Source organism: Pseudomonas sp. S2_H10 (assembly GCF_054668285.1).
In genome coordinates this window covers 3,463,567-3,482,753 of sequence record NZ_CP162754.1, presented here as the reverse complement: position 1 = coordinate 3,482,753, position 19,187 = coordinate 3,463,567, and the positions used below count along the sequence as shown (strand labels likewise).

The 19,187-nt window shown below is 61.4% G+C and carries 21 protein-coding genes; 10 read left to right on the top strand and 11 right to left on the bottom strand.

Annotated elements, in window-relative coordinates; translation table 11 throughout:
- Positions 1-159 precede the first annotated feature (159 nt).
- Positions 160-1,833, top strand: a complete 1,674-nt coding sequence (locus AB4O16_RS15635) for a putative bifunctional diguanylate cyclase/phosphodiesterase (RefSeq protein ID WP_160390891.1) — start codon at positions 160-162, stop codon at positions 1,831-1,833.
- Positions 1,834-1,878: 45 nt separating this feature from the next.
- Here AB4O16_RS15635 and AB4O16_RS15630 read toward each other — a convergent pair whose 3' ends face one another.
- Complete coding sequence (locus AB4O16_RS15630) at positions 1,879-3,273, bottom strand: NorM family multidrug efflux MATE transporter (protein WP_460155279.1); 1,395 nt, start codon at positions 3,271-3,273, stop codon at positions 1,879-1,881.
- 159 nt (positions 3,274-3,432) lie between these two features.
- Here AB4O16_RS15630 and AB4O16_RS15625 point away from each other — a divergent pair, with 159 nt between their 5' ends.
- Entirely contained in the window at positions 3,433-4,353 is a 921-nt protein-coding gene (locus AB4O16_RS15625) for a LysR substrate-binding domain-containing protein (protein WP_160390889.1), read from the top strand.
- Positions 4,354-4,540: 187 nt separating this feature from the next.
- The gene (locus tag AB4O16_RS15620; RefSeq protein ID WP_460155278.1) at positions 4,541-6,517 is read left to right on the top strand and encodes a methyl-accepting chemotaxis protein; all 1,977 of its coding nucleotides are present in this window, start codon (positions 4,541-4,543) and stop codon (positions 6,515-6,517) included.
- A gap of 90 nt (positions 6,518-6,607) precedes the next feature.
- Here AB4O16_RS15620 and AB4O16_RS15615 read toward each other — a convergent pair whose 3' ends face one another.
- The 4 genes from AB4O16_RS15615 to AB4O16_RS15600 all read right to left on the bottom strand — a co-directional run bounded on the left by AB4O16_RS15615 (position 6,608) and on the right by AB4O16_RS15600 (position 9,752).
- Entirely contained in the window at positions 6,608-8,101 is a 1,494-nt protein-coding gene (locus AB4O16_RS15615) for a YifB family Mg chelatase-like AAA ATPase (protein WP_460155277.1), read from the bottom strand.
- A gap of 174 nt (positions 8,102-8,275) precedes the next feature.
- Positions 8,276-8,446, bottom strand: a complete 171-nt coding sequence (locus tag AB4O16_RS15610) for a hypothetical protein (RefSeq protein WP_178120892.1) — start codon at positions 8,444-8,446, stop codon at positions 8,276-8,278.
- Positions 8,447-8,554: 108 nt separating this feature from the next.
- On the bottom strand, positions 8,555-9,073 hold the full coding sequence (locus AB4O16_RS15605; protein WP_460155276.1) for a BRO-N domain-containing protein: 519 nt from the start codon (positions 9,071-9,073) through the stop codon (positions 8,555-8,557).
- A 418-nt stretch (positions 9,074-9,491) separates the two neighbouring features.
- On the bottom strand, positions 9,492-9,752 hold the full coding sequence (locus AB4O16_RS15600) for an accessory factor UbiK family protein (RefSeq protein ID WP_008015521.1): 261 nt from the start codon (positions 9,750-9,752) through the stop codon (positions 9,492-9,494).
- Positions 9,753-10,170: 418 nt separating this feature from the next.
- Here AB4O16_RS15600 and glnK point away from each other — a divergent pair, with 418 nt between their 5' ends.
- The 4 genes from glnK (at position 10,171) to sutA (ending at position 12,946) form a co-directional block, all read left to right on the top strand.
- Complete coding sequence (gene glnK, locus AB4O16_RS15595) at positions 10,171-10,509, top strand: P-II family nitrogen regulator (protein ID WP_002555808.1); 339 nt, start codon at positions 10,171-10,173, stop codon at positions 10,507-10,509.
- A 35-nt stretch (positions 10,510-10,544) separates the two neighbouring features.
- Entirely contained in the window at positions 10,545-11,882 is a 1,338-nt protein-coding gene (locus tag AB4O16_RS15590) for an ammonium transporter (RefSeq protein WP_160390885.1), read from the top strand.
- A gap of 213 nt (positions 11,883-12,095) precedes the next feature.
- Positions 12,096-12,521 (top strand): secondary thiamine-phosphate synthase enzyme YjbQ, encoded by a 426-nt coding sequence (locus AB4O16_RS15585; RefSeq protein WP_150724915.1) that lies wholly within the window; start codon positions 12,096-12,098, stop codon positions 12,519-12,521.
- A 101-nt stretch (positions 12,522-12,622) separates the two neighbouring features.
- Positions 12,623-12,946 carry a transcriptional regulator SutA gene (gene sutA, locus AB4O16_RS15580; protein ID WP_008050867.1) on the top strand — a complete coding sequence of 108 codons (324 nt, stop codon included), beginning with the start codon at positions 12,623-12,625 and terminating at the stop codon, positions 12,944-12,946.
- Positions 12,947-13,117: 171 nt separating this feature from the next.
- Here sutA and AB4O16_RS15575 read toward each other — a convergent pair whose 3' ends face one another.
- From AB4O16_RS15575 to lptM, 6 genes are read right to left on the bottom strand one after another with little or no spacing between them, the layout of a single operon-like run.
- A complete protein-coding gene (locus tag AB4O16_RS15575) occupies positions 13,118-13,834 on the bottom strand; it encodes an HAD family hydrolase (RefSeq protein ID WP_160390884.1) in 717 nt (238 codons plus the stop codon).
- Positions 13,831-14,730 carry a tyrosine recombinase XerC gene (gene xerC / locus AB4O16_RS15570; RefSeq protein WP_253558183.1) on the bottom strand — a complete coding sequence of 300 codons (900 nt, stop codon included), beginning with the start codon at positions 14,728-14,730 and terminating at the stop codon, positions 13,831-13,833. Before xerC ends, AB4O16_RS15575 begins: the two co-directional genes overlap by 4 nt.
- A 2-nt stretch (positions 14,731-14,732) precedes the next feature.
- The gene (locus tag AB4O16_RS15565; protein WP_007980809.1) at positions 14,733-15,458 is read right to left on the bottom strand and encodes a DUF484 family protein; all 726 of its coding nucleotides are present in this window, start codon (positions 15,456-15,458) and stop codon (positions 14,733-14,735) included.
- Positions 15,459-15,471: 13 nt separating this feature from the next.
- Positions 15,472-16,302, bottom strand: coding sequence for a diaminopimelate epimerase (gene dapF / locus AB4O16_RS15560; protein ID WP_460155275.1), 831 nt, complete (start codon positions 16,300-16,302; stop codon positions 15,472-15,474).
- A 4-nt stretch (positions 16,303-16,306) separates the two neighbouring features.
- Positions 16,307-17,554 (bottom strand): diaminopimelate decarboxylase, encoded by a 1,248-nt coding sequence (gene lysA, locus AB4O16_RS15555; RefSeq protein WP_218473149.1) that lies wholly within the window; start codon positions 17,552-17,554, stop codon positions 16,307-16,309.
- A gap of 12 nt (positions 17,555-17,566) precedes the next feature.
- The gene (gene lptM, locus AB4O16_RS15550) at positions 17,567-17,743 is read right to left on the bottom strand and encodes an LPS translocon maturation chaperone LptM (RefSeq protein ID WP_007980804.1); all 177 of its coding nucleotides are present in this window, start codon (positions 17,741-17,743) and stop codon (positions 17,567-17,569) included.
- A 319-nt stretch (positions 17,744-18,062) separates the two neighbouring features.
- On the opposite strand from lptM, the gene cyaY reads away from it, so the two are divergent.
- The 3 genes from cyaY to rnk all read left to right on the top strand — a co-directional run bounded on the left by cyaY (position 18,063) and on the right by rnk (position 19,182).
- A complete protein-coding gene (gene cyaY, locus AB4O16_RS15545) occupies positions 18,063-18,395 on the top strand; it encodes an iron donor protein CyaY (RefSeq protein WP_007980802.1) in 333 nt (110 codons plus the stop codon).
- Between the two features lie 4 nt (positions 18,396-18,399).
- Positions 18,400-18,618: a DUF1289 domain-containing protein gene (locus tag AB4O16_RS15540; RefSeq protein ID WP_160390880.1), complete on the top strand. Its 219-nt coding sequence runs from the start codon at positions 18,400-18,402 to the stop codon at positions 18,616-18,618.
- A 153-nt stretch (positions 18,619-18,771) separates the two neighbouring features.
- Positions 18,772-19,182 carry a nucleoside diphosphate kinase regulator gene (gene rnk / locus AB4O16_RS15535; protein ID WP_007980800.1) on the top strand — a complete coding sequence of 137 codons (411 nt, stop codon included), beginning with the start codon at positions 18,772-18,774 and terminating at the stop codon, positions 19,180-19,182.
- The last annotated feature ends 5 nt before the right edge of the window (positions 19,183-19,187 follow it).

Below are 19,187 nucleotides of genomic sequence, written 5' to 3'. Positions count from 1 at the left end.
GGTTTTGTTACTTTCACGCAGGATGCGCAACGAATTTGCGGCTAATGTTCGTAATTCCGGATACAAAGGGCTGGTTTTGCTCACTGATGTCATTGTCATTGGTCATCGGAACGGCATAATGCCCGTCGCCTACATCTTTGCAGAGTCTAGGGAGCTAGCTTGTCTACGCCTGTCGAACCCTTGCGTTTGCTGCTACTGGCCGAAGAGCCAGCGTGGGCAGCGTTGTTGCGCGAGTGTCTGGCTCCGATGGGGAGCTCGGTTGTGCTCATCAGCGCGCCGAGTTGGGAGTCGGTCAGCAGCCTGTTCGATGACAACCGCAGCGCGGTGTTATTGACCATCCCGCAACTTCAACCGGCGCCGGGCCGTTGCAGCCTGCCGACGGTGTTGCTGCTCGACCATGAGCCACTGACCCCGCCCGACGGCGTAAGTGACTGGCTGGTGCGTGACCATCTCGACCCCGGCATGCTGCGCCGTTGCCTGCGCCATGTGCGCGAGCGTGGCGTCCTGGAAAACACCCTGCAACGCCTGGCCGAACAGGATCCGTTGACTGGCATCGCCAACCGCCAGGGCTTCCAGACCCTGCTGACAGCCCGACTGGCGGAAAACGACGGTCGTGGCCTGGCCCTCGGTCATCTCGACCTCGACAATTTCCGTTACGCCAACGACGCCCTTGGCCATCAGGCCGGTGACCGCCTGATCCTGCAAGTGGTGGCGCGGCTCAAGAGCCAGCTCGAGGCCGGCGATCAACTGGCACGCCTGGGTAGTGATGAATTCGCGCTGCTGATCGACACCCGCCGTGCACCCCAGCGTGCCGAGTGGATGGCCGAGCGCATCAGCGAAGCGCTGGCCGAGCCTTATTGGGTCGATGGCGAAAGCCTGCTGATCGGTTCCAGCCTGGGCATCGCCCACGCCCGGGCCCAGGCCGGCGCGGACCCGCTGATGTGGCACGCGCATATCGCCATGCAGCAGGCCAAAAGCACCCAAGGCTGCACCTTTCACATTTTCAACGAGCGCATCAACCGCAATGCCCGCAGCATCGCCGACCTCGAAACCGAGCTGCGCCGGGCGTTGCGTCGCGACGAGTTGGAACTGCACTACCAGCCACGCCTGAACCTTGAGGACGGGCAGATCGTCGGCCTCGAAGCCTTGGTGCGCTGGCGCCATGCCGAGCGCGGCTTGTTGCCGCCGAGCGAGTTCGTGCCGCTGGCCGAGCAGAGCGGCCTGATCGTGCCGCTGGGCTACTGGGTGATCTCCCGGGCCTTGCGCGACATGCAGGCGCTGCTTGAGCTGGGTTTGCCGCCGTTGCACATGGCGATCAACCTGTCGTTCCGGCAGTTCCAGGACAGTCAGTTGCTGTCGACCCTGAGCCGCCTGATCGCCGAGCGCGGCGTCGAGGCGCAGTGGCTGGAGTTCGAGCTGACCGAAACCGCGGTCATGCGCCGCAGCGACCTGGTCAAGCAGACCATGGACGCACTGGGGCGCCTCGGTGTGCGCTTCTCCCTCGATGACTTCGGTACCGGCTTCTCGTCGTTCGTGCACCTCAACAGCCTGCCGATCACCTTGCTGAAGATCGACAAGAGCTTCGTCGGCGGCATGGAACAGCGTGAAGAAAACCGCAAACTGGTCCACGCGATGATCAACCTCGCGCACAACCTCAACCTCGAAGTGGTCGCCGAAGGCGTGGAAACGCCGGAGCAACTGGATCTGTTGCGTGGGTTTGAATGCGACCAGGTGCAGGGATATTTGATCAGCAAGCCATTGCCGCTGGCCGAGCTGGTGGAGTATCTGACGTTTGGCTCCGGCGAGCAGCCGATGCTGGAAATCGTCAGCTAAGGCGCACAAGTCCCCTCGCCACAGGGCCCGCTCCCACAGGGGATCTCACTCTGCCTGAACTGCCTCGAATCGTTGTGACACCGGCTCGCGCCGAATCATCCCCTTCATCTTCCACTCAAACCCCAGGGTCAGACTCACCGCCGCGCACGCCAGCCCCAGCGCCAGGCCCCACCACACGCCCGTCGGCCCCCAGTGCAGGTGGAACGCCATCCACCACGCCGCCGGAGCGCCGAGCAGCCAATAGCAGCCCAGGCCGACCAGGAAAGTGGTCTTGGCATCCTTGAGCCCGCGAATGCAGCCCATGGCAATGGTTTGCACGCCGTCGAACAGCTCGAACCATGCCGCCACCGCCAACAGGCTCACCGCCAGGTTGATGACATCGCGAAACGCCGGGTCGTTGTGGTCGAGAAACAGGCCGACCAACTGGTTTGGCAATAGCCAGAAGACCATGGCGAAACACAGCATCGCCGCCGCCCCGAACGCAATGCCGACCCGCCCGGCCAGCCGTGCATCCAGCAATTGCCCGGCACCGTAGTGCTGACCGATGCGCATGGTGATCGCGTAGGAAATACCCGCCGGGACCATGAACGCTACTGAAACGATTTGCAGGGCGATCTGGTGTGCGCCCAGCTGCGTGCTGCCCATGGTGCCCATGCACAGCGCGGCGAAGGCAAACAGCCCGACTTCCACCGCATAGGTGCCACCAATCGGCAGACCCAGGCGCCACAGCTCCTTCAGATACTGCCGGTTGAGCCGCGACAGGCCCTGACGCAGCGGATAGGCCTCATAAGCCGGATGCCGCCGAATGTGCCACGCCAGCGCCAGCGCCATGAGGTTGGCGACGACCGCCGTGACCAGCCCGATGCCCATCAGCCCCGGTTTCGGCAGGCCGAACATGCCGGTGATCAACGCATAGTTGAGCAAGAAATTGGCGACCGTGCCGCCCACACTGATGACCATCACCGGCGTCGCCCGGCCAATGGCGCTGGTGAATCCGCGCAGGGCCATGAAGCTCAGGTAGCCGGGCAGGGCGAACGGCAGGAAGATCAAGAACTGCCCGGCCATCTGGACGTTGCTTTCGGTCTGGCCGAACAGCAAAAGCACCGGTTTGAGGTTCCACAGCAGCAACCCCGCGACCAGCGCCATCAGCCATGCCAGCCACAACCCGGCCTGGGTCAACCGGGTAGCCCCGACGATATCGCCGGCACCCTGACGGATCGCCACCAGGGTGCCGACCGCCGCGATCACGCCGATGCAGAAAATCGACACGAACGAATAGGTCGCCGCACCGAGCCCGCCACCGGCCAGCGCTTCGGGGCTCAGGCGCGCCATCATCAGGGTGTCGGTGAGGACCATCAGCATGTGCGCCAACTGCGAGGCAATCAGCGGCCCCGCCAGCCGCAGGATGGCCCAGAGTTCAGTACGTGCTGGATGCTGCATGGTCATCACGCTCGATTATCAAAGGAAACAGGAAAGCACCGATTCTCGGCGCTTTGCGGGGAATGCACAAAGGGATAAAAAGGATGGGTTACATGATTAAAACTCATGCTTGGTAACTTTCTGATAGGGTTGCCGAATCCCGCTATAGGAGCTTTCCGAATGTCACGTCGTCTTCCTCCCTTGTATGCCCTGCGCGCATTCGAAGCGGCGGCGCGGCACAGTTCGTTCACCCGGGCGGCCGAGGAGTTGTCGATTACCCAGAGCGCGGTCAGCCGGCATATTCGTACGCTCGAAGAGCATTTTGCCTGCCGCTTGTTTCATCGCAGTGGCCGCAACCTGCAACTGACCGAGTCGGCGCGCCTGCTGCTGCCGGGCATTCGCGAAGGCTTCACGGCCCTGGAGCGCGCCTGCAATACCTTGCGCGCCGAAGACGACATCCTGCGCATGAAAGCCCCGTCGACCCTGACCATGCGCTGGTTGCTGGCGCGCCTCAGTCGCTTCCGCCACTTGCAGCCCGGCAACGAAGTGCAATTGACCAGTGCGTGGATGGACGTCGACTCGGTGGATTTCAACGACGAGCCGTTCGACTGCGCCGTGCTCCTGGGTAACGGCCATTTCCCTCCGGACTGGGAGGCGAGCTACCTGTTCCCCGAGGAATTGATCCCGGTCGGTGCGCCCAACCTGCGGGATGACCAGCCCTGGGATGTCGAACGCCTGACCCATACCGAGTTGCTGCACCCGACGCCGGACCGGCGTGACTGGCGCAACTGGCTGGAGCGCATGGGCCTGGCCGAACAGGTGTCGCTCAAGGGCGGCCAGGTGTTCGATACCCTGGAGCTGGGCATGATTGCCGCTGCCCGGGGCTATGGCGTGTCCATGGGCGATCTGCTGATGGTCGCGGAGGATGTGGCCCAGGGACGCTTGAGCCTGCCGTGGCCGACCGCGGTGGCCAGCGGCTTGTGTTATTACCTGGTGTGGCCGAAAACCCGGCCCGGCGGCGAGCGCATGCGCCGGCTCAGCGACTTTCTGCAAAACGAAGTCCGATCCATGGAGCTACCGGATGTCGTGCACCTGAGCTGAAACGATGAAGCCGCCGCAATGACGGCTTCAGGCTATCTCCCGGTGAACCACTCAAGTATTCCCGTTTGCCGCCGAATATTGGCAAATGGAACCTTCGTTCAGGTCCCTCGTTTTCCCCCTACTACCGGAAATTTTGCCGAGTCTGCGTCGCGATCAGGATGATCCGCTCACTCGGCCAGGAGCTGTCATGTCTCAACCTCGCGCCCGCATCGCCTCTCAACTGGGACTCGCGCTCGCCGTGATACTGGCGATCGTCATCAGCGGCAGTACCCTGTTCGCTCTGCGTTCGCTGGACTCGGCCAACCTCGCGACCCGTGAGGAGCATCTGGCCAGCGAAGCCCGATTGCTGGCCGATCAGTTGAGCACCTTCCACGGCACCTTGCGTGAAAGCACTCAGCGCCTGAGCGGGTTGTTTGAAAAGCGTTTCAGCGCGGGCCTGAGCGTGCACCCGGATGAACCGGTCACCGTGGGTGGCGTGCAGACACCGGGTCTGCATCTGGGCAGTGAGGTGCTGAACAACAACTTCAACGAAGTCGACGAGTTCAAGCAAATGACCGCCGGTGTCGCCACGGTATTCGTGCGCAGTGGCGAGGACTTCATCCGGGTCAGCACCTCGCTGACCAAGCAGGACGGCAATCGCGCGATCGGCACGCTGCTCGATCATGCTCATCCGGCCTACGCGCGCCTGATGGCAGGGCAAAGCTACGTGGGCCGTGCGCTGTTGTTCGAACGTTCCTACATGACGCAGTACACGCCGGTGCGCGATAACAGCGGCAAAGTCATTGCGGTGCTGTTCGTGGGGTTCGATTACACCGAAGCGCAGAACGCGCAATTCGACAACCTCAAGCGCTTCCGCATCGGCCAGACCGGCTCCCTGGCGCTGCTCGACGAGCAAAACAAATGGCTGGTACCCATCGCCGGTGTCCAGGCACTGGATCAGGCCGTCCCGACCATCGCCAGCCTGGCGAAAACCCCGGGCCAGGGTGAGTTCTGGAGCGATAGGGGCGAAGACTTCTACAGCCTGACCGTGCCGTTCGAAGGGGGACCGTGGTCGGTGGTGGCGAGCATGCCGAAAAGCGAAATTCGCGCGGTGACCTGGAGCGTCGGTCTCCAGTTGGCCATCGGCAGCTTGCTGGCCATGTTGCTGGCGGTGGGTTCGGCCGTCTGGTTGCTGCGCAGCAAACTGGCGCCCTTGGGTGATCTGGTACGTCAGGCCGAAGCTTTGGGCGCCGGCGATTTGAGCGTGCGCCTGAGCGTGTCGAGCAACGACGAGATCGGCCAGTTGGCCCGCGCGTTCAACCAGATGAGCCAAGCCTTGTCGACGATGGTTGAGCACATTCGCAAGGCTTCGGCAGAGGTCAACAGCCGTGCCCAGGCGTTGTCCGGTCTGTCTGGCGGCGCCTACGAGGGGATGGAGCAGCAGTCCGGCGAAATCACCAGCATGGCCGGCGCCGTGGAGGAGTTCAGCGCAACCTCCCTGAACATTGCCGACAACATGGGCAGCACCCAGCGCCTGGCTCAGGAAAATGCCGAGCAAACCCGAATCGGTCGTACCTCGATGGACGAAGCGTCCTCGTCGCTCGAGCAAATCGCCGGTGCGTTGAACAGCACCGCGACAGTGATCAATACCCTGGGCCAGCGCTCCCAGGAAATCGGCGGCATCGTCGGCGTGATCACCTCGATTGCCGAACAGACCAATCTGCTGGCGCTCAACGCCGCCATCGAAGCGGCGCGTGCTGGCGAGCAGGGCAGGGGATTTGCGGTGGTGGCCGATGAGGTTCGCAACCTGGCATCCCGTACCCGCGAGGCCACGAACGAAATTTCCGGCATGATCCAGAGCATCCAGCAGGAAACCGGCAACGCTATCAGCACCATGGAGCAGGGCAATGTGCTGATGCAGGAAGGGCTGTCGCGCAATGCCAACGTGGCTTCGGCGCTGGCGCGGATTGACGAGCAAAGTCGTTCGGCCGGTCAGCAGTTCACGGCAATCACCACCGCAACGCAGGAGCAAAGCAGCACCGCGACCTTGCTCAGCAGCAATCTGCAAAGTATTGCGCTGGCCAACAGTGAGCAGCGGGAGGTGGTTTCCAATCTCGCGGTGACTGCGAAAGAGTTGGAATCATTGGCGGCGGACTTGCGTTCAGAGGTTGATCGCTTTCGTTGATGTGCCGCTGAAATCGCCATCGCGGGCAAGCCACGCTCCCACAGGATTTTTGAACGACGCAGAACCTGTGGGAGCAACTGTCTTCAGCACTTATTGAGTCGCAGGCCGATACTGCAACGCCTCCGCCAGATGCGCTCGGCTGATCGCATCAACCTGTTCCAGATCCGCCAGCGTTCGCGCCACCTTGAGCAAACGGTGCGCCGAACGCAGTGAAAGGGTCAATCGTTCACAGGCGGATTCAAGCCAGTGCTCATCGACTGTGGATAACTTGCAGTGCCGACGCAGCCCCGGCAAATCCAGAAACGCATTGGCACAGCCCTGACGTTTCTGCTGGCGTTCACGTGCCTCGGCAACCCGCTTCGCAGCGCTCGCACTGTCCTCTCCTGGCTTCGTCGCCGGATTCAACGCCGTGGCTTCCCGGGCGACGGTCAGATGCAGGTCGATGCGATCCAGCAGCGGCCCCGAGAGTTTGTTGCGATAACGCTGCACCATGTCCGGCGTGCAGGAACAGCGTCCGCTCGGCTCGCCAAGATATCCACAGGGGCACGGATTCATTGCCGCCACCAATTGAAAACGCGCCGGAAAACGCACGCGATCCTTTGCTCGGGAGATCACGATATGCCCCGATTCCATTGGCTCCCTCAGGACTTCCAGGACTCTGCGTTCAAACTCGGGAAGCTCGTCAAGAAACAAGACGCCGTGGTGGGCGAGGGTAATTTCACCCGGTTGCGGTTTCGAACCGCCACCCACCAAAGCGGGGCCGGAAGCGGAGTGATGGGGCTGGCGAAAAGGGCGCTGCGGCCAGTGGCGCAAAGGTACACAACTGGTGACCGATTGAATCGCCGCCACTTCCAGCGCCTCGCTTTCGCTCAGCGGCGGCAGCAATCCGGGCAAGCGACTGGCCAGCAAGGTTTTTCCGGTCCCTGGAGGTCCGCTCAACAGCAGGTTGTGAGCGCCTGCTGCCGCAATCAGCAACGCCCGCTTGGCCGCAAGCTGCCCTTGCACTTCATTCAGATCGGGATAGGGTTTGCTGGCGCAGATCAGTCCGTCGGAAGCATAAGGTTCGATCGGTGTATGCCCGTTGAAGTGCGCGACGGCCTCCAGCAAATGGTCGACAGCAATCACTTTCAGTCCCGACGCCAGGCACGCTTCTTCCGCGTTCGCCCGCGGCACCATCAGCCAGCGCCCGGCCTTGCGCGCCGCCAGCGCCGCCGGCAACACCCCTCGAACCGCCCGCACCGCACCTGACAGTGCCAGCTCCCCCAGGCACTCGACGTCATCCAGTGTCAGGGTCGGCACCTGCACGCTGGCCGAGAGAATCCCCAGGGCAATCGCCAGGTCGAACCGCCCGCCATCCTTGGGCAGATCTGCCGGTGCCAGATTCAAGGTGATCCGTCGTGCCGGAAACTGCAGCCCGGAATTGATGATCGCACTGCGCACCCGATCCTTGCTTTCCTTTACAGCCGCCTCGGGCAACCCAACCATGGTTAGCGACGGCAAACCATTGGCCAGATGGACTTCAACAGTAACGGCAGGCGCCTCCACGCCGACCTGGGCGCGGCTGTGGACGATGGAGAGGGACATGGTCGTTCCTTGAGCTAAACGAGGGCCGCTTCCTGCGGGTTTTTCAAGGGTAGTCAGGGGATGGGGATTTTGCGTGGCGGGAGGGAAGGTGAACTTTCGCAGGATGTTGCGAGCTATCGCCGGACGGGCGGGCAGAAAAAAACCGCCATTCAGGCGGTTCTTCGGTAGACAGTTTCAGGCTCTTTTACCGGCAAGCAAGCCCGGAGGCTCAAGGTCTTTGCCGTGAGACGCAGCGACATCAAGAAATCGTTGTTGATTGGCTGAAATCTTGCCGCCTAGCCGAAGTGCTTCAGCATGATATTGAATGATGAGTAAAAGCTTGGCTTTTCGCTTTCTGTGAATCATGGACACCTCCTGTGCCTGGGAGTGAGATCGATACGATTTCTGGCTGTGTCTGCAATCGACCTACGAATTGCGCGCAGCCTGGATTGAGCGTGGTTGAACGTTAAATGCTCAAAGCGACTGCAAGACCCGTGAAGCCCGCTTCCACCACGGTTCTACCGGGCGTGTTGCCTGCGCCCGCTCTCTCATCATCTGCGGCACATCCTGCAGCCGAATCCACGGCTGGTTGTTCCAGTGCAGCAGGCTCAACGACATTTCCGGCCAATTGAGCAGGCTTAGTTGTGGGCGTTCGGTTGTGGTGGGGTGTTGGGCGTCTCGCAGGGCGGGGATGACTTCGTGGGTGAGCCATTCGCGCAGAGCTCGGTACTCGGGGCAGTAGTGGTAGACCAGTAATGCGTAGACGCCGGATTCGCTGATCAGCAGGGAGTTTTCGATGTGACCGTGGATGAGGGTTTCGGCTGTTTGGTATTGGTCGGGATCGAGTTTTCGGAGTTGGCGGTCGTTGAGGTAGATGCGTAGAAGTCGCCCTAGGTCGCTGGCGCTGAACCAGGGTTGGTTTTGTATCAGGAGGGCGTGGAGGTGGAGTTTGTGGCGGGTGAAGACGTGAGGGATTAGATAGTTTTCGTCCATCGAGCAGTACCCAAATTCGCATGAAGGAAGCTGCCGCTGATCGTCGCCAAACGAAAAGGGTGGCAGCCGTGCGCGGGTTGGCGAACCGGTGCATGCGAAAAACCGGCAGACCCGAAGGTCTCCCACGCCCAGCCGCCATAATTCGAGAAGGGAATAATGCCCAGTATCGAACGTGGTTGCGGTGCGTCACATGCTGTCCGGGTCGCCAAACCCGGTGCTGAATATTCAGCCGAGATGAGCTTAGGAACCGGGGCTTAGCGACGCAATCGGACGGCGGATGAGAACTTTGTAGGACGTTGCTTGGATTGTTGCGGGCTGAAGGTCAAAAGATCGCAGCCTGCGGCAGCTCCTACGGGAAAAGCTGAAGGTCGTGCCGACCTTCAATCGCGGGCAAGCCCGCTCCCACAGGGATTGGGGGTTACTCGGCGGGTGGATTCAGCTTCGCTTCCAACTCTGCCACCTTCGCCTCAAGGCTCTCCAGCCTTGCCCGCGTGCGCGCCAGCACAACCATCTGGCTATCGAACTCTTCCCGACTCACCAGATCCAGTTTGCTGAAGCCGCTTTGCAGCAACATTTTGAACTGGCTTTCGATTTCGGCTTTTGGCAGAGGGGTGTCGCCACTGAAGAGGCGGGAGGCGGTGCCGGTCAGGGCGTCGAGGAAGTCTTTTGGCGCGAGCATGGGCAATGTCCTGGAAACAATGGCGGGCAGTGTACCACGCAGTGTCTATAGTCATTTTCGCAGGCGGGAGGTGCACGCTTTTCGCGCATGGAGACGGACGGTGTCGCACCGTTGTTGTGCGTAACGTGCAGGGTGTTGTTGCGATGTCTCCACCATCATCCGGTAAACACTTGAAAACAGTCAGTTTTGTGGACATGGCAAGCTTTCTGCTTAGATGCAGGTGACCCATGCACTGATGCAGTCGCTGTGACGAATGCAGTGCGCCAGGCGGAACGCGGGGAGTGTTTCGCAGGAGCGGTTAGCTGGCGTCGGACGGGCAGGTAAGGCCGACGATGCGTTACAAAGCCAGGCACTGCGCTTAGACTTGAGACGGGTTTGTTTTCCTGGGGCAAGTCCACCAATTCGGGAGAGAGTTTTCATGAAGCTAGTCACTGCCATCATCAAGCCGTTCAAGCTGGACGACGTACGCGAGTCGCTGTCCGAGATCGGCGTGCAGGGCATTACCGTCACTGAAGTCAAAGGCTTTGGCCGGCAGAAGGGTCACACCGAGCTGTATCGCGGCGCGGAGTACGTGGTCGATTTCCTGCCCAAGGTGAAGATCGACGTCGCCATCGACGACAAGGATCTGGACCGGGTAATCGAGGCCATCACCAAGGCTGCCAACACCGGCAAGATCGGTGACGGCAAGATCTTCGTGGTCAATCTGGAACAGGCGATTCGCATCCGTACCGGCGAAACCGATACCGACGCAATCTAAGCCGCCACAAACCCAACGCCCCAGGAGAAAACAATATGACTCTGCGTAAATTCGCAGGGCTAGGAGCCCTGTTGTCTATCGTAATGCCCAGCCTTGCTTTGGCGGCAGACGAAGTGGCGGCTCCAGTCCTCAACTCCGGCGACACCGCCTGGATGTTGACCTCGACAGCCTTGGTGCTGTTCATGACCATTCCCGGCCTCGCGCTGTTCTACGGCGGCATGGTTCGGTCGAAAAACATTCTTTCCGTGATGATGCAGTGCTTCGCCATTACCGGTCTGATCAGCGTCCTGTGGGTCATCTATGGCTACAGCATCGCGTTCGACACCACGGGCATGGAGCAGGGCGTCGTCAACTTCAACTCGTTCTTCGGCGGCATGGGCAAGGCGTTCCTCGCCGGCATCACGCCAGCCAGCCTGACCGGTCCTGCGGCGCTGTTCCCTGAGGCAGTGTTCGTCACCTTCCAGATGACCTTCGCCATCATTACCCCGGCGTTGATCGTCGGCGCCTTCGCCGAGCGGATGAAGTTCTCCGCGATGCTGGTCTTCATGGGCATCTGGTTCACCCTGGTTTATGCACCGATTGCACACATGGTCTGGTCGGGTAACGGCGGCCTGATGTGGGATTGGGGCGTGCTCGATTTCGCTGGCGGCACCGTGGTGCACATCAACGCCGGTGTGGCCGGTCTGGTTGCCTGCCTGGTACTGGGCAAGCGCAAAGGCTTTCCGACCACGCCGATGGCCCCGCATAACCTTGGTTATACCCTGATGGGCGCGGCCATGCTGTGGGTCGGCTGGTTCGGCTTCAACGCCGGTTCCGCCGCTGCGGCCAACGGCACCGCCGGCATGGCGATGCTGGTAACGCAAATCGCTACCGCCGCTGCGGCACTGGGCTGGATGTTTGCCGAGTGGGTCACCCACGGCAAACCAAGCGCACTGGGCATCGCATCGGGTGTGGTTGCAGGTCTGGTCGCCATCACTCCGGCGGCCGGCACCGTAGGCCCGATGGGCGCTCTGGTGATCGGTCTGGCGGCTGGCGTGGTGTGCTTCTTCTGCGCCACCACCCTGAAACGCAAGCTCGGCTATGACGACTCCCTGGATGCCTTCGGCGTGCACGGTATCGGCGGTATCCTCGGCGCGATCCTGACCGGTGTGTTCGCCGCGCCGTCCCTGGGTGGCTTCGGCACCGTGACCGACATCGGCGCACAGGTATGGATTCAGTGCAAAGGCGTCGGCTTCACGGTGATCTACACCGCGATCGCTACGTACATCATCCTCAAGGTGCTGGATATGGTCATGGGGCTGCGCATCAACGAAGAAGAAGAAGCGGTCGGCATCGATCTGGCGCTTCACAACGAACGCGGCTACAACTTGTAAGCACGCGCATAAAAAACTGCCCGGCTTGCCGGGCATTTTTTTGTCTGAAATTTGTCATTGAAGGCTGAGCTGAAAGGTTTTTTCCTACAGGTTTTACGATGTTTACGTCGGGTGTTTTTGTGCCGTCGAAGGCTTACAGGATTGAAGGAATATTAGGGCCTTTGTTTTTTCCCAGAGCGCGCTAGAATGCGCCCCGAACGTGCGGAGAACTGTATGTGGCAACAGACTCTGATTACCTTGCGGGCGAGGCCCCGGGGCTTTCATCTGGTAACGGACGAGTTACTCGCCGGCCTGCCTGAACTCAAGGCGTGTCGGGTCGGTCTGTTGCATTTGTGGCTGCAGCATACCTCGGCGTCGTTGACCATCAACGAGAACGCCGATCCGGCGGTACGTCGCGACTTCGAACGGTTTTTCAATCGTCTGATCCCACAAGGAACAGACGGCTATGAGCATAACGACGAAGGCCTGGACGACCTCCCGGCGCACTTCAAGGCCAGCGTGCTTGGCTGTCAGCTCAGTTTGCCGATTGCGGCAGGCCGGCTGGCGTTGGGGACCTGGCAAGGCGTTTATCTGGGCGAGCACCGTGATCATGGCGGTGCCCGTAAAGTCCTCGCCACCGTGCACGGTGAAGAGGCATAGCCGCTGGTCAGCAGCGGCTGTTGATTTTTTTCCCGCAGCCTTCGACAGAGGGCAAAGCTGGGCTATAACTAATCTGCTTTTCGCAAGTCATGAGGTAGAACATGAGCGACGATGATCTGGAAAACGACGACCTCGAAGTAGGCGACGACGACGAAACCGAAGAAGGTCTGGAAGCAGCGGCGGAAGACGTCGCTGAAGACGACGGCGGTGATGCGCCGGTTCCGACCGCCAAAGGCAAGGCCAAGGCAGCGGTATCGGTCGATGAGCTGCCGAGTGTCGAAGCCAAGAACAAGGAGCGCGACGCTCTCGCGCGGGCCATGGAGGAGTTTTTGGCGAAGGGTGGCAAGGTGCAGGAAGTGGAGGCCAATGTGGTCGCCGATCCTCCCAAGAAGCCTGACAACAAGTATGGCAGCCGGCCTATCTGAGCCTGTTGCCCGCTTGCTGAAAAAGCCCGCCGTCGCTGCGGGCTTTTTCATGCCTGAAACAAAACCCTCAGGCCTGACGTAATCTCTGTAGGAGCCGGCTTGCTGGCGATGGCGACAAGTCAGCCAACATTATTGTTGAATGATAAAACGCATTCGCCAGCAAGCCGGCTCCTACAGATTCGATGTTGCGCCGCTATTCCACCGCGCCAACAACGCCGGCAACTCGGTCAGGCTGCGGATCTCGGCATCCGGCAAGCGCTCCGCTTCCCAGGTCTTGCCCGCCGGGTTGAACCAGATTGCACGCAGCCCCGCCTGCTGTGCCCCGGCAATGTCGTCGCCCGGATGATCGCCGATGTGCACCGCGGTTTCGGCGGTTGCACCACCCCGTTGCAACGCCTCATGAAACAGTCGTGCATCGGGTTTGGCGATGCCGATGTCTTCGGCGCACAACGCAAACTTGAAGTAATCCGCCAGCCCCAGCCGCCGCACGTCAGCGTTGCCGTTGGTGACCACGCCTAGGGCGTAGTGGTTGGCCAGCGCTTCCAAAGTCGGTTGCACCTCCGGGAAGATTTCCAGCTGATGTCGGGCATGCAGAAACACTTCGAAGCTCTGGTCGGCCAGGTCTGACGCTTGTGCGTGGGGGTAACCGGCTTCTTCCAGGGCCTGGAACAACACGCGCCGGCGCAGGGCGCTGATGCGGTGCTTGAGGTTCGGCTCGATGCTCAGGATGCGTTCGCGGATGGCCCACAAATGTTCTACCGGCACAGCCCCCAGATTGGGCGCGTGCTCGGTCAGCCATGCACGCAAAACGGCTTCGGCGCTGACGATGACGGGGGCGGTGTCCCACAGGGTGTCGTCGAGGTCGAAGGTGATCAACTGAATGCTCATGAATCGTCGCCTTTCATGCGTTTGGCCCGTGGGTGGGCGCTGTCATAGACCGTGGCCAGGTGCTGGAAGTCCAGGTGGGTGTAGATCTGCGTGGTCTTGATGTCCGAGTGCCCGAGCAGTTCCTGCACCGCGCGCAGATCCTGGGAGGATTCCAGCAAATGGCTGGCAAAGGAGTGCCGCAGCATGTGCGGGTGGAGGTTTTGCCCCAGTTCGCGCTCGCCGGCAGCCTTGACCCGCACCTGGATCGCTCGCGGTCCGAGACGTCGACCCTGTTGGCTGACAAACACTGCATCGTCCGCCGGGTTAGCCATGGCTCGAAGTGGCAGCCACTGCTCCAGCGCCTCGCGGGCTTTTTTTCCTACCGGCAGCACGCGGGTCTTGCTGCCTTTGCCGAGCACCTGGACCATGCCGTCGGCGAGGTCGAGCTGATCGAGATTGAGCCCCGTCAGCTCCGATAGCCGCAGTCCGGAGGAGTAGAACAATTCCAGAATCGCCTGGTCCCGACGTGCCAGAAAATCATCTTCAACGCCGCCCTCAAGCAGTTGCAGGGCACGGTCGGTGTCCAGGGTTTTCGGCAGGCGACGTTCACCTTTCGGCGGCGCCAGGCCATTGGCCGGATCGTGGTCGCACAGGCCTTCGCGGTTCAGGTAGTGATAAAGCCCGCGAACGGCGGACAGCAATCGCGCCAGACTGCGCGATGACTGACCCTGGGCATGCAGGCGGGCAATCAGGCTGCGCAGGCGCTGGATGTCCAGCGCCGCCCAGCTGCCGATGTTCTGTTTGACGCACCAGCCCAGTACTTTATCGAGGTCGCGGCGGTAGGCCGACAGCGTGTGCGGCGACACCTGTCGCTCACTGCGCAGGTGTTCGCAGTAAGCGTCCAGTTGCCGTTCCATGTTCAGCGTACCGAGCGCAGGGAGTTGTTGACCCGTGGCAGCACGCGGCCCATGACTTCGGCGATGTAGCTCAGGAACAGGGTGCCCACCGAGCTTTTGTAGTGCTGCGGGTCGCGGCTGGCGATGGCCAGGATGCCGTGAATGCCCTGATGGCTGATGGCAACGACTGCGGTGGAGCCGATCTGCTTGCGCTGCTCTTCGCCGAACAGGAAGTCCAGTTCATGCTCACGCAGGCTGCCGCTGACGCTTTTGTCTTCCGAGAGCAAGCCGCCGATGGCCACCTGTGCCTCGGCGTGAGTGGCCCAGCGGCCGACCGGCATGGCGTTGTCACCCAGCAGGATAAGGCTGACGAAGGGTACCTGGAACTCCTGGCGCAGGCTGTCTTCGACGCACATCACCACGTCTTCCAGGCTGGCGGCATCCATCAGCGCCAGGATCAGGCGACGGGTCTTTTCGAACAGCCGATCGTTGTCCCGGGCCACGTCCATCAAGTGAGAAAGACGGTGGCGCAACTCGATGTTGCGGTCGCGCAGGATGGTCATCTGACGCTCCACCAGCGACACGGTGTCGCCGCGCCGATGGGGAATGCGCAGGGACGGCAGCAGTTCTTCGTGCTCGACGAAAAAGTCCGGGTGAGCCTCCAGGTACGCGGCAACAGCCGCCGCCTCCAGGCTTTCGGACGGTGATTCGTCAGCTTGTCGTGCGGGTACCTGAGGCTTGTCGGTCATGGGTTTCGCTCACTCAAAGACGCACTTGTCCTTCGTATACACGCACTGCCGGGCCGGTCATCATCACCGGGTGGCCAGGGCCTGCCCATTCGATGGACAGGCGCCCGCCAGGCAGGTCGATCAATAGGGGCGAATCCATCCACCCCTGGCTGATCGCGGCCACTGCGGCGGCACAGGCGCCGGTTCCGCAAGCCTGGGTTTCCCCGGCTCCACGCTCCCAGACGCGCAATTGCGCGCGGCTCCGGTCGATGACCTGGAGAAAGCCGACATTGACCCGTGCCGGGAAGCGCGGGTGATGTTCGATTTTCGGTCCCAGTTCATGCACCGGCGCATTGTTGATGTCGCTGACCCGCAGCACGGCATGGGGGTTGCCCATGGACACGGCGGCCAGATCGACCGGCGTGCCGTCGACGTCGACCTGATAACTCTTGGCCTGCTCCGGCGCCTGGAACGGAATATCCGCTGGCACCAGGCGCGGGGCGCCCATGTTGACGCCGATCTGGCCGTCGTTACGCACGTCGAGCTCGATGATGCCGCTTTTGGTTTCGACGCGGATCAGTCGTTTTGCGGTCAGGCGCTTGTCGAGCACGAAACGGGCGAAGCAGCGCGCACCATTGCCGCACTGTTCCACTTCGGAACCGTCGGAGTTGAAGATCCGGTAGCGGAAGTCCACGTCCGGGTTGCTCGGTGCTTCGACGATCAGCAACTGGTCGAAACCGATGCCGGTATGCCGGTCGCCCCATTGCTTGGCATGCTTGGGCAGGATGTGCGCGTGCTGGCTGACCAGGTCGAGGACCATGAAGTCATTGCCCAGGCCGTGCATCTTGGTAAAACGCAGCAGCATGGTTTTACTCCGGCAGCAGGCTTTCGCCAGCAAACAACTCGGCTACCGTTTCACGGCGACGCACTTCAAATGCCTGATCACCGTCCACCAACACTTCGGCGGTACGACCGCGGGTGTTGTAGTTGGAACTCATGACAAACCCGTAGGCACCGGCCGAATGCACGGCCAGCAGGTCGCCTTCTTCCAGCGCCAGCTGACGATCCTTGGCCAGGAAATCGCCGGTCTCGCAGATCGGGCCGACGATGTCGTAGGCGCGGGCCGCGGATTGGCGCGGGCGCACGGCCGTGACGTCCATCCAGGCCTGGTACAGCGCCGGGCGGATCAGGTCGTTCATGGCGGCGTCGACGATGGCGAAGTCTTTGTGCTCGGTGTGCTTGAGGTATTCGACCTGCGTCAGCAGTACGCCGGCGTTGGCCACGATGAAGCGGCCCGGCTCGAACACCAGCGCCAGGTCACGACCGTCGAGACGCTCGCGCACGGCCTTGATGTAGTCGGCAGCCAATGGCGGCTCCTCGTCCTTGTAGCGCACGCCCAGGCCACCACCGAGATCGATGTGGCGCAGGTAGATGCCGCAATCGCCGAGGCGGTCGACCAGGCCCAGCAGGCGGTCGAGGGCGTCAATGAACGGTGGAAGGGTGGTCAGTTGCGAACCGATGTGGCAATCGACGCCGACCACTTCCAGGTTCGGCAGCTGCGCGGCGCGCACGTAAACGTCTTCGGCGTCGGCGATGGCGATGCCGAACTTGTTCTCTTTGAGACCGGTAGAAATGTACGGGTGGGTGCCGGCATCGACGTCCGGGTTCACACGCAGCGAAATCGGCGCGCGAACGCCCAGTTCGGCGGCGACCACTTGCAGGCGTTCCAGCTCGTCGGTGGATTCGACGTTGAAGCAGTGCACGCCGACTTCCAGGGCGCGACGCATGTCGTCACGGGTCTTGCCGACACCGGAGAACACGATCTTGTCGGCGCTGCCGCCAGCGGCCAGTACACGTTCCAGCTCGCCACGGGAGACGATGTCGAAACCGGCGCCCAGACGCGCCAGGACATTCAGTACGCCCAGGTTGGAGTTGGCCTTGACCGCGAAGCACACCAGGTGCGGCGTGCCGACCAGTGCATCGGCGTAAGCCAGGTACTGGGCTTCGATGTGTGCACGGGAGTAAACGTAGGTGGGTGTACCAAAGCGCTCGGCGATGGCAGACAGGGCAACACCTTCCGCGAACAGTTCACCGTCACGGTAGTTAAAAGCGTCCATGAGGTTCCCTTATTATTGGTAGACGTCGTGCTTGTGTGCTTTGGAGGCAGGCTGTTGCTGCGACGACTTGGCTTGCTCGACAGGGTCCTGGTCTTCATCGGGCAGGTACAGCGGGCCTTTTTGACCGCAGGCCGACACAAGGCAGGCAACCGCGAGGAGCGCAGCAAGGGAAGAGATCAGGCGCTTCATGGCGAAATCCTTGAAAATGCATTAATTGCGCCAGAGTATACCGGCCACCCGGCAGCTTGCCTATGCAACGGACCGCCCGTCCGGCGGGGGTTGGCCGCAAGCACATCGAACCCTGTGGGAGCGGGCTTGCCCGCGATAGCGGTGGTTCAGTCGACAATGATGTTGAATGTGCCGGCCCCATCGCGGGCAAGCCCGCTCCCACCGTTGCAGTGCCAGGCCTGTTGATTACGGTCCTTGGTCGTTATCCTTTGCAATCGACGGGGCTCGGTCGTATCTTGCGGCGCTTGAGCCTGATCAGACACTTTTTGAGGTTGCCGTAATGAGTTTGTCCGAAGCGCGTTTCCACGACCTGGTCGATGCCACCCAGCAAACCCTGGAGGACATCTTTGACGACAGCGACCTGGACATCGACCTCGAAAGCTCGGCCGGTGTGCTGACCGTCAAGTTCGAGAACGGCAGCCAGTTGATCTTCAGTCGCCAGGAACCTCTGCGTCAGCTGTGGCTGGCGGCGGTGTCCGGTGGTTTCCACTTCGACTACGACGAAGAAAGCGAGCGCTGGATGTGCGACAAGAGTGAAGAGCAACTGGGTGAAATGCTTGAGCGCATCGTCCAGCAACAGGCCGGTGTCGAACTGGATTTCGAAGGTCTGTAAGTCTGTGACTCAACCCGTTCCGGTCCGTGCGCCAAAGCCGCTATACAGCAATGTCAGCCCCGCAGTGCCGTCGCCGTGCAGCGGTGTATGCCGGCTGGACGAGCAGAAAGTCTGCCTGGGCTGCTTTCGCCATGTCGAAGACATCCGCGAATGGCGCTCGGCCGATGATCAGCGTCGACGGGTGATTTGCGCCGAGGCTGCTCACCGCAAATCCTTGGCATAAAGGCCGCGCGGAAGCTGTATCGCCCAGCTTGTATATTTTTTGAGCTGTGATAGTGTCCGGAAACGCCTCAACCCATCGAGGTTTATGAAAACCCCGCCTTTTTCTGGCGGGGTTTTGCTTTTTTCGTGCAGAAGAAAGGAGTCTGCCCAGATCATGACCGCACCTTCCATCACCCTTACCCGTCTGGACGTCCAGCGCCTGGAGCGCCTGATCGACAGCCTGGACGACACGTTGCCGGGCGTTATCGCGTTGCAAACCGAGCTGGATCGCGCCGATACAGTGGTCGGTCACGATGAAGTGCCGGCGGATGTCGTGACCATGAATTCCCGCGTGCATTGCCGCGAAGAAGGCAGTGGCAAGGACTACCACCTGACCCTGGTGTACCCCAAGGATGCGAATGCCGACGAAGGCAAGGTCTCGATCCTGGCACCGGTGGGCAGCGCGTTGCTCGGCCTGAAGGTTGGCCAGCATATCGACTGGCCGGCTCCGGGCGGCAAGACCCTGAAACTGACGCTGCTGGAAGTCGAATCGCAGCCGGCCAATGGCGGCGCGTTCCCCGAGTGACATCC

Coding starts and splice junctions, on each gene's coding strand:
- AB4O16_RS15630 (WP_460155279.1), bottom strand. CDS start 3,273: ATGCAGCATCCAGCACGTACTGAACTCTGGGCCATCCTGCGGCTGGCG.
- AB4O16_RS15625 (WP_160390889.1), top strand. CDS start 3,433: ATGTCACGTCGTCTTCCTCCCTTGTATGCCCTGCGCGCATTCGAAGCG.
- AB4O16_RS15620 (WP_460155278.1), top strand. CDS start 4,541: ATGTCTCAACCTCGCGCCCGCATCGCCTCTCAACTGGGACTCGCGCTC.
- AB4O16_RS15615 (WP_460155277.1), bottom strand. CDS start 8,101: ATGTCCCTCTCCATCGTCCACAGCCGCGCCCAGGTCGGCGTGGAGGCG.
- AB4O16_RS15610 (WP_178120892.1), bottom strand. CDS start 8,446: ATGATTCACAGAAAGCGAAAAGCCAAGCTTTTACTCATCATTCAATAT.
- AB4O16_RS15605 (WP_460155276.1), bottom strand. CDS start 9,073: ATGGACGAAAACTATCTAATCCCTCACGTCTTCACCCGCCACAAACTC.
- AB4O16_RS15600 (WP_008015521.1), bottom strand. CDS start 9,752: ATGCTCGCGCCAAAAGACTTCCTCGACGCCCTGACCGGCACCGCCTCC.
- glnK (WP_002555808.1), top strand. CDS start 10,171: ATGAAGCTAGTCACTGCCATCATCAAGCCGTTCAAGCTGGACGACGTA.
- AB4O16_RS15590 (WP_160390885.1), top strand. CDS start 10,545: ATGACTCTGCGTAAATTCGCAGGGCTAGGAGCCCTGTTGTCTATCGTA.
- AB4O16_RS15585 (WP_150724915.1), top strand. CDS start 12,096: ATGTGGCAACAGACTCTGATTACCTTGCGGGCGAGGCCCCGGGGCTTT.
- sutA (WP_008050867.1), top strand. CDS start 12,623: ATGAGCGACGATGATCTGGAAAACGACGACCTCGAAGTAGGCGACGAC.
- AB4O16_RS15575 (WP_160390884.1), bottom strand. CDS start 13,834: ATGAGCATTCAGTTGATCACCTTCGACCTCGACGACACCCTGTGGGAC.
- xerC (WP_253558183.1), bottom strand. CDS start 14,730: ATGGAACGGCAACTGGACGCTTACTGCGAACACCTGCGCAGTGAGCGA.
- AB4O16_RS15565 (WP_007980809.1), bottom strand. CDS start 15,458: ATGACCGACAAGCCTCAGGTACCCGCACGACAAGCTGACGAATCACCG.
- dapF (WP_460155275.1), bottom strand. CDS start 16,302: ATGCTGCTGCGTTTTACCAAGATGCACGGCCTGGGCAATGACTTCATG.
- lysA (WP_218473149.1), bottom strand. CDS start 17,554: ATGGACGCTTTTAACTACCGTGACGGTGAACTGTTCGCGGAAGGTGTT.
- lptM (WP_007980804.1), bottom strand. CDS start 17,743: ATGAAGCGCCTGATCTCTTCCCTTGCTGCGCTCCTCGCGGTTGCCTGC.
- cyaY (WP_007980802.1), top strand. CDS start 18,063: ATGAGTTTGTCCGAAGCGCGTTTCCACGACCTGGTCGATGCCACCCAG.
- rnk (WP_007980800.1), top strand. CDS start 18,772: ATGACCGCACCTTCCATCACCCTTACCCGTCTGGACGTCCAGCGCCTG.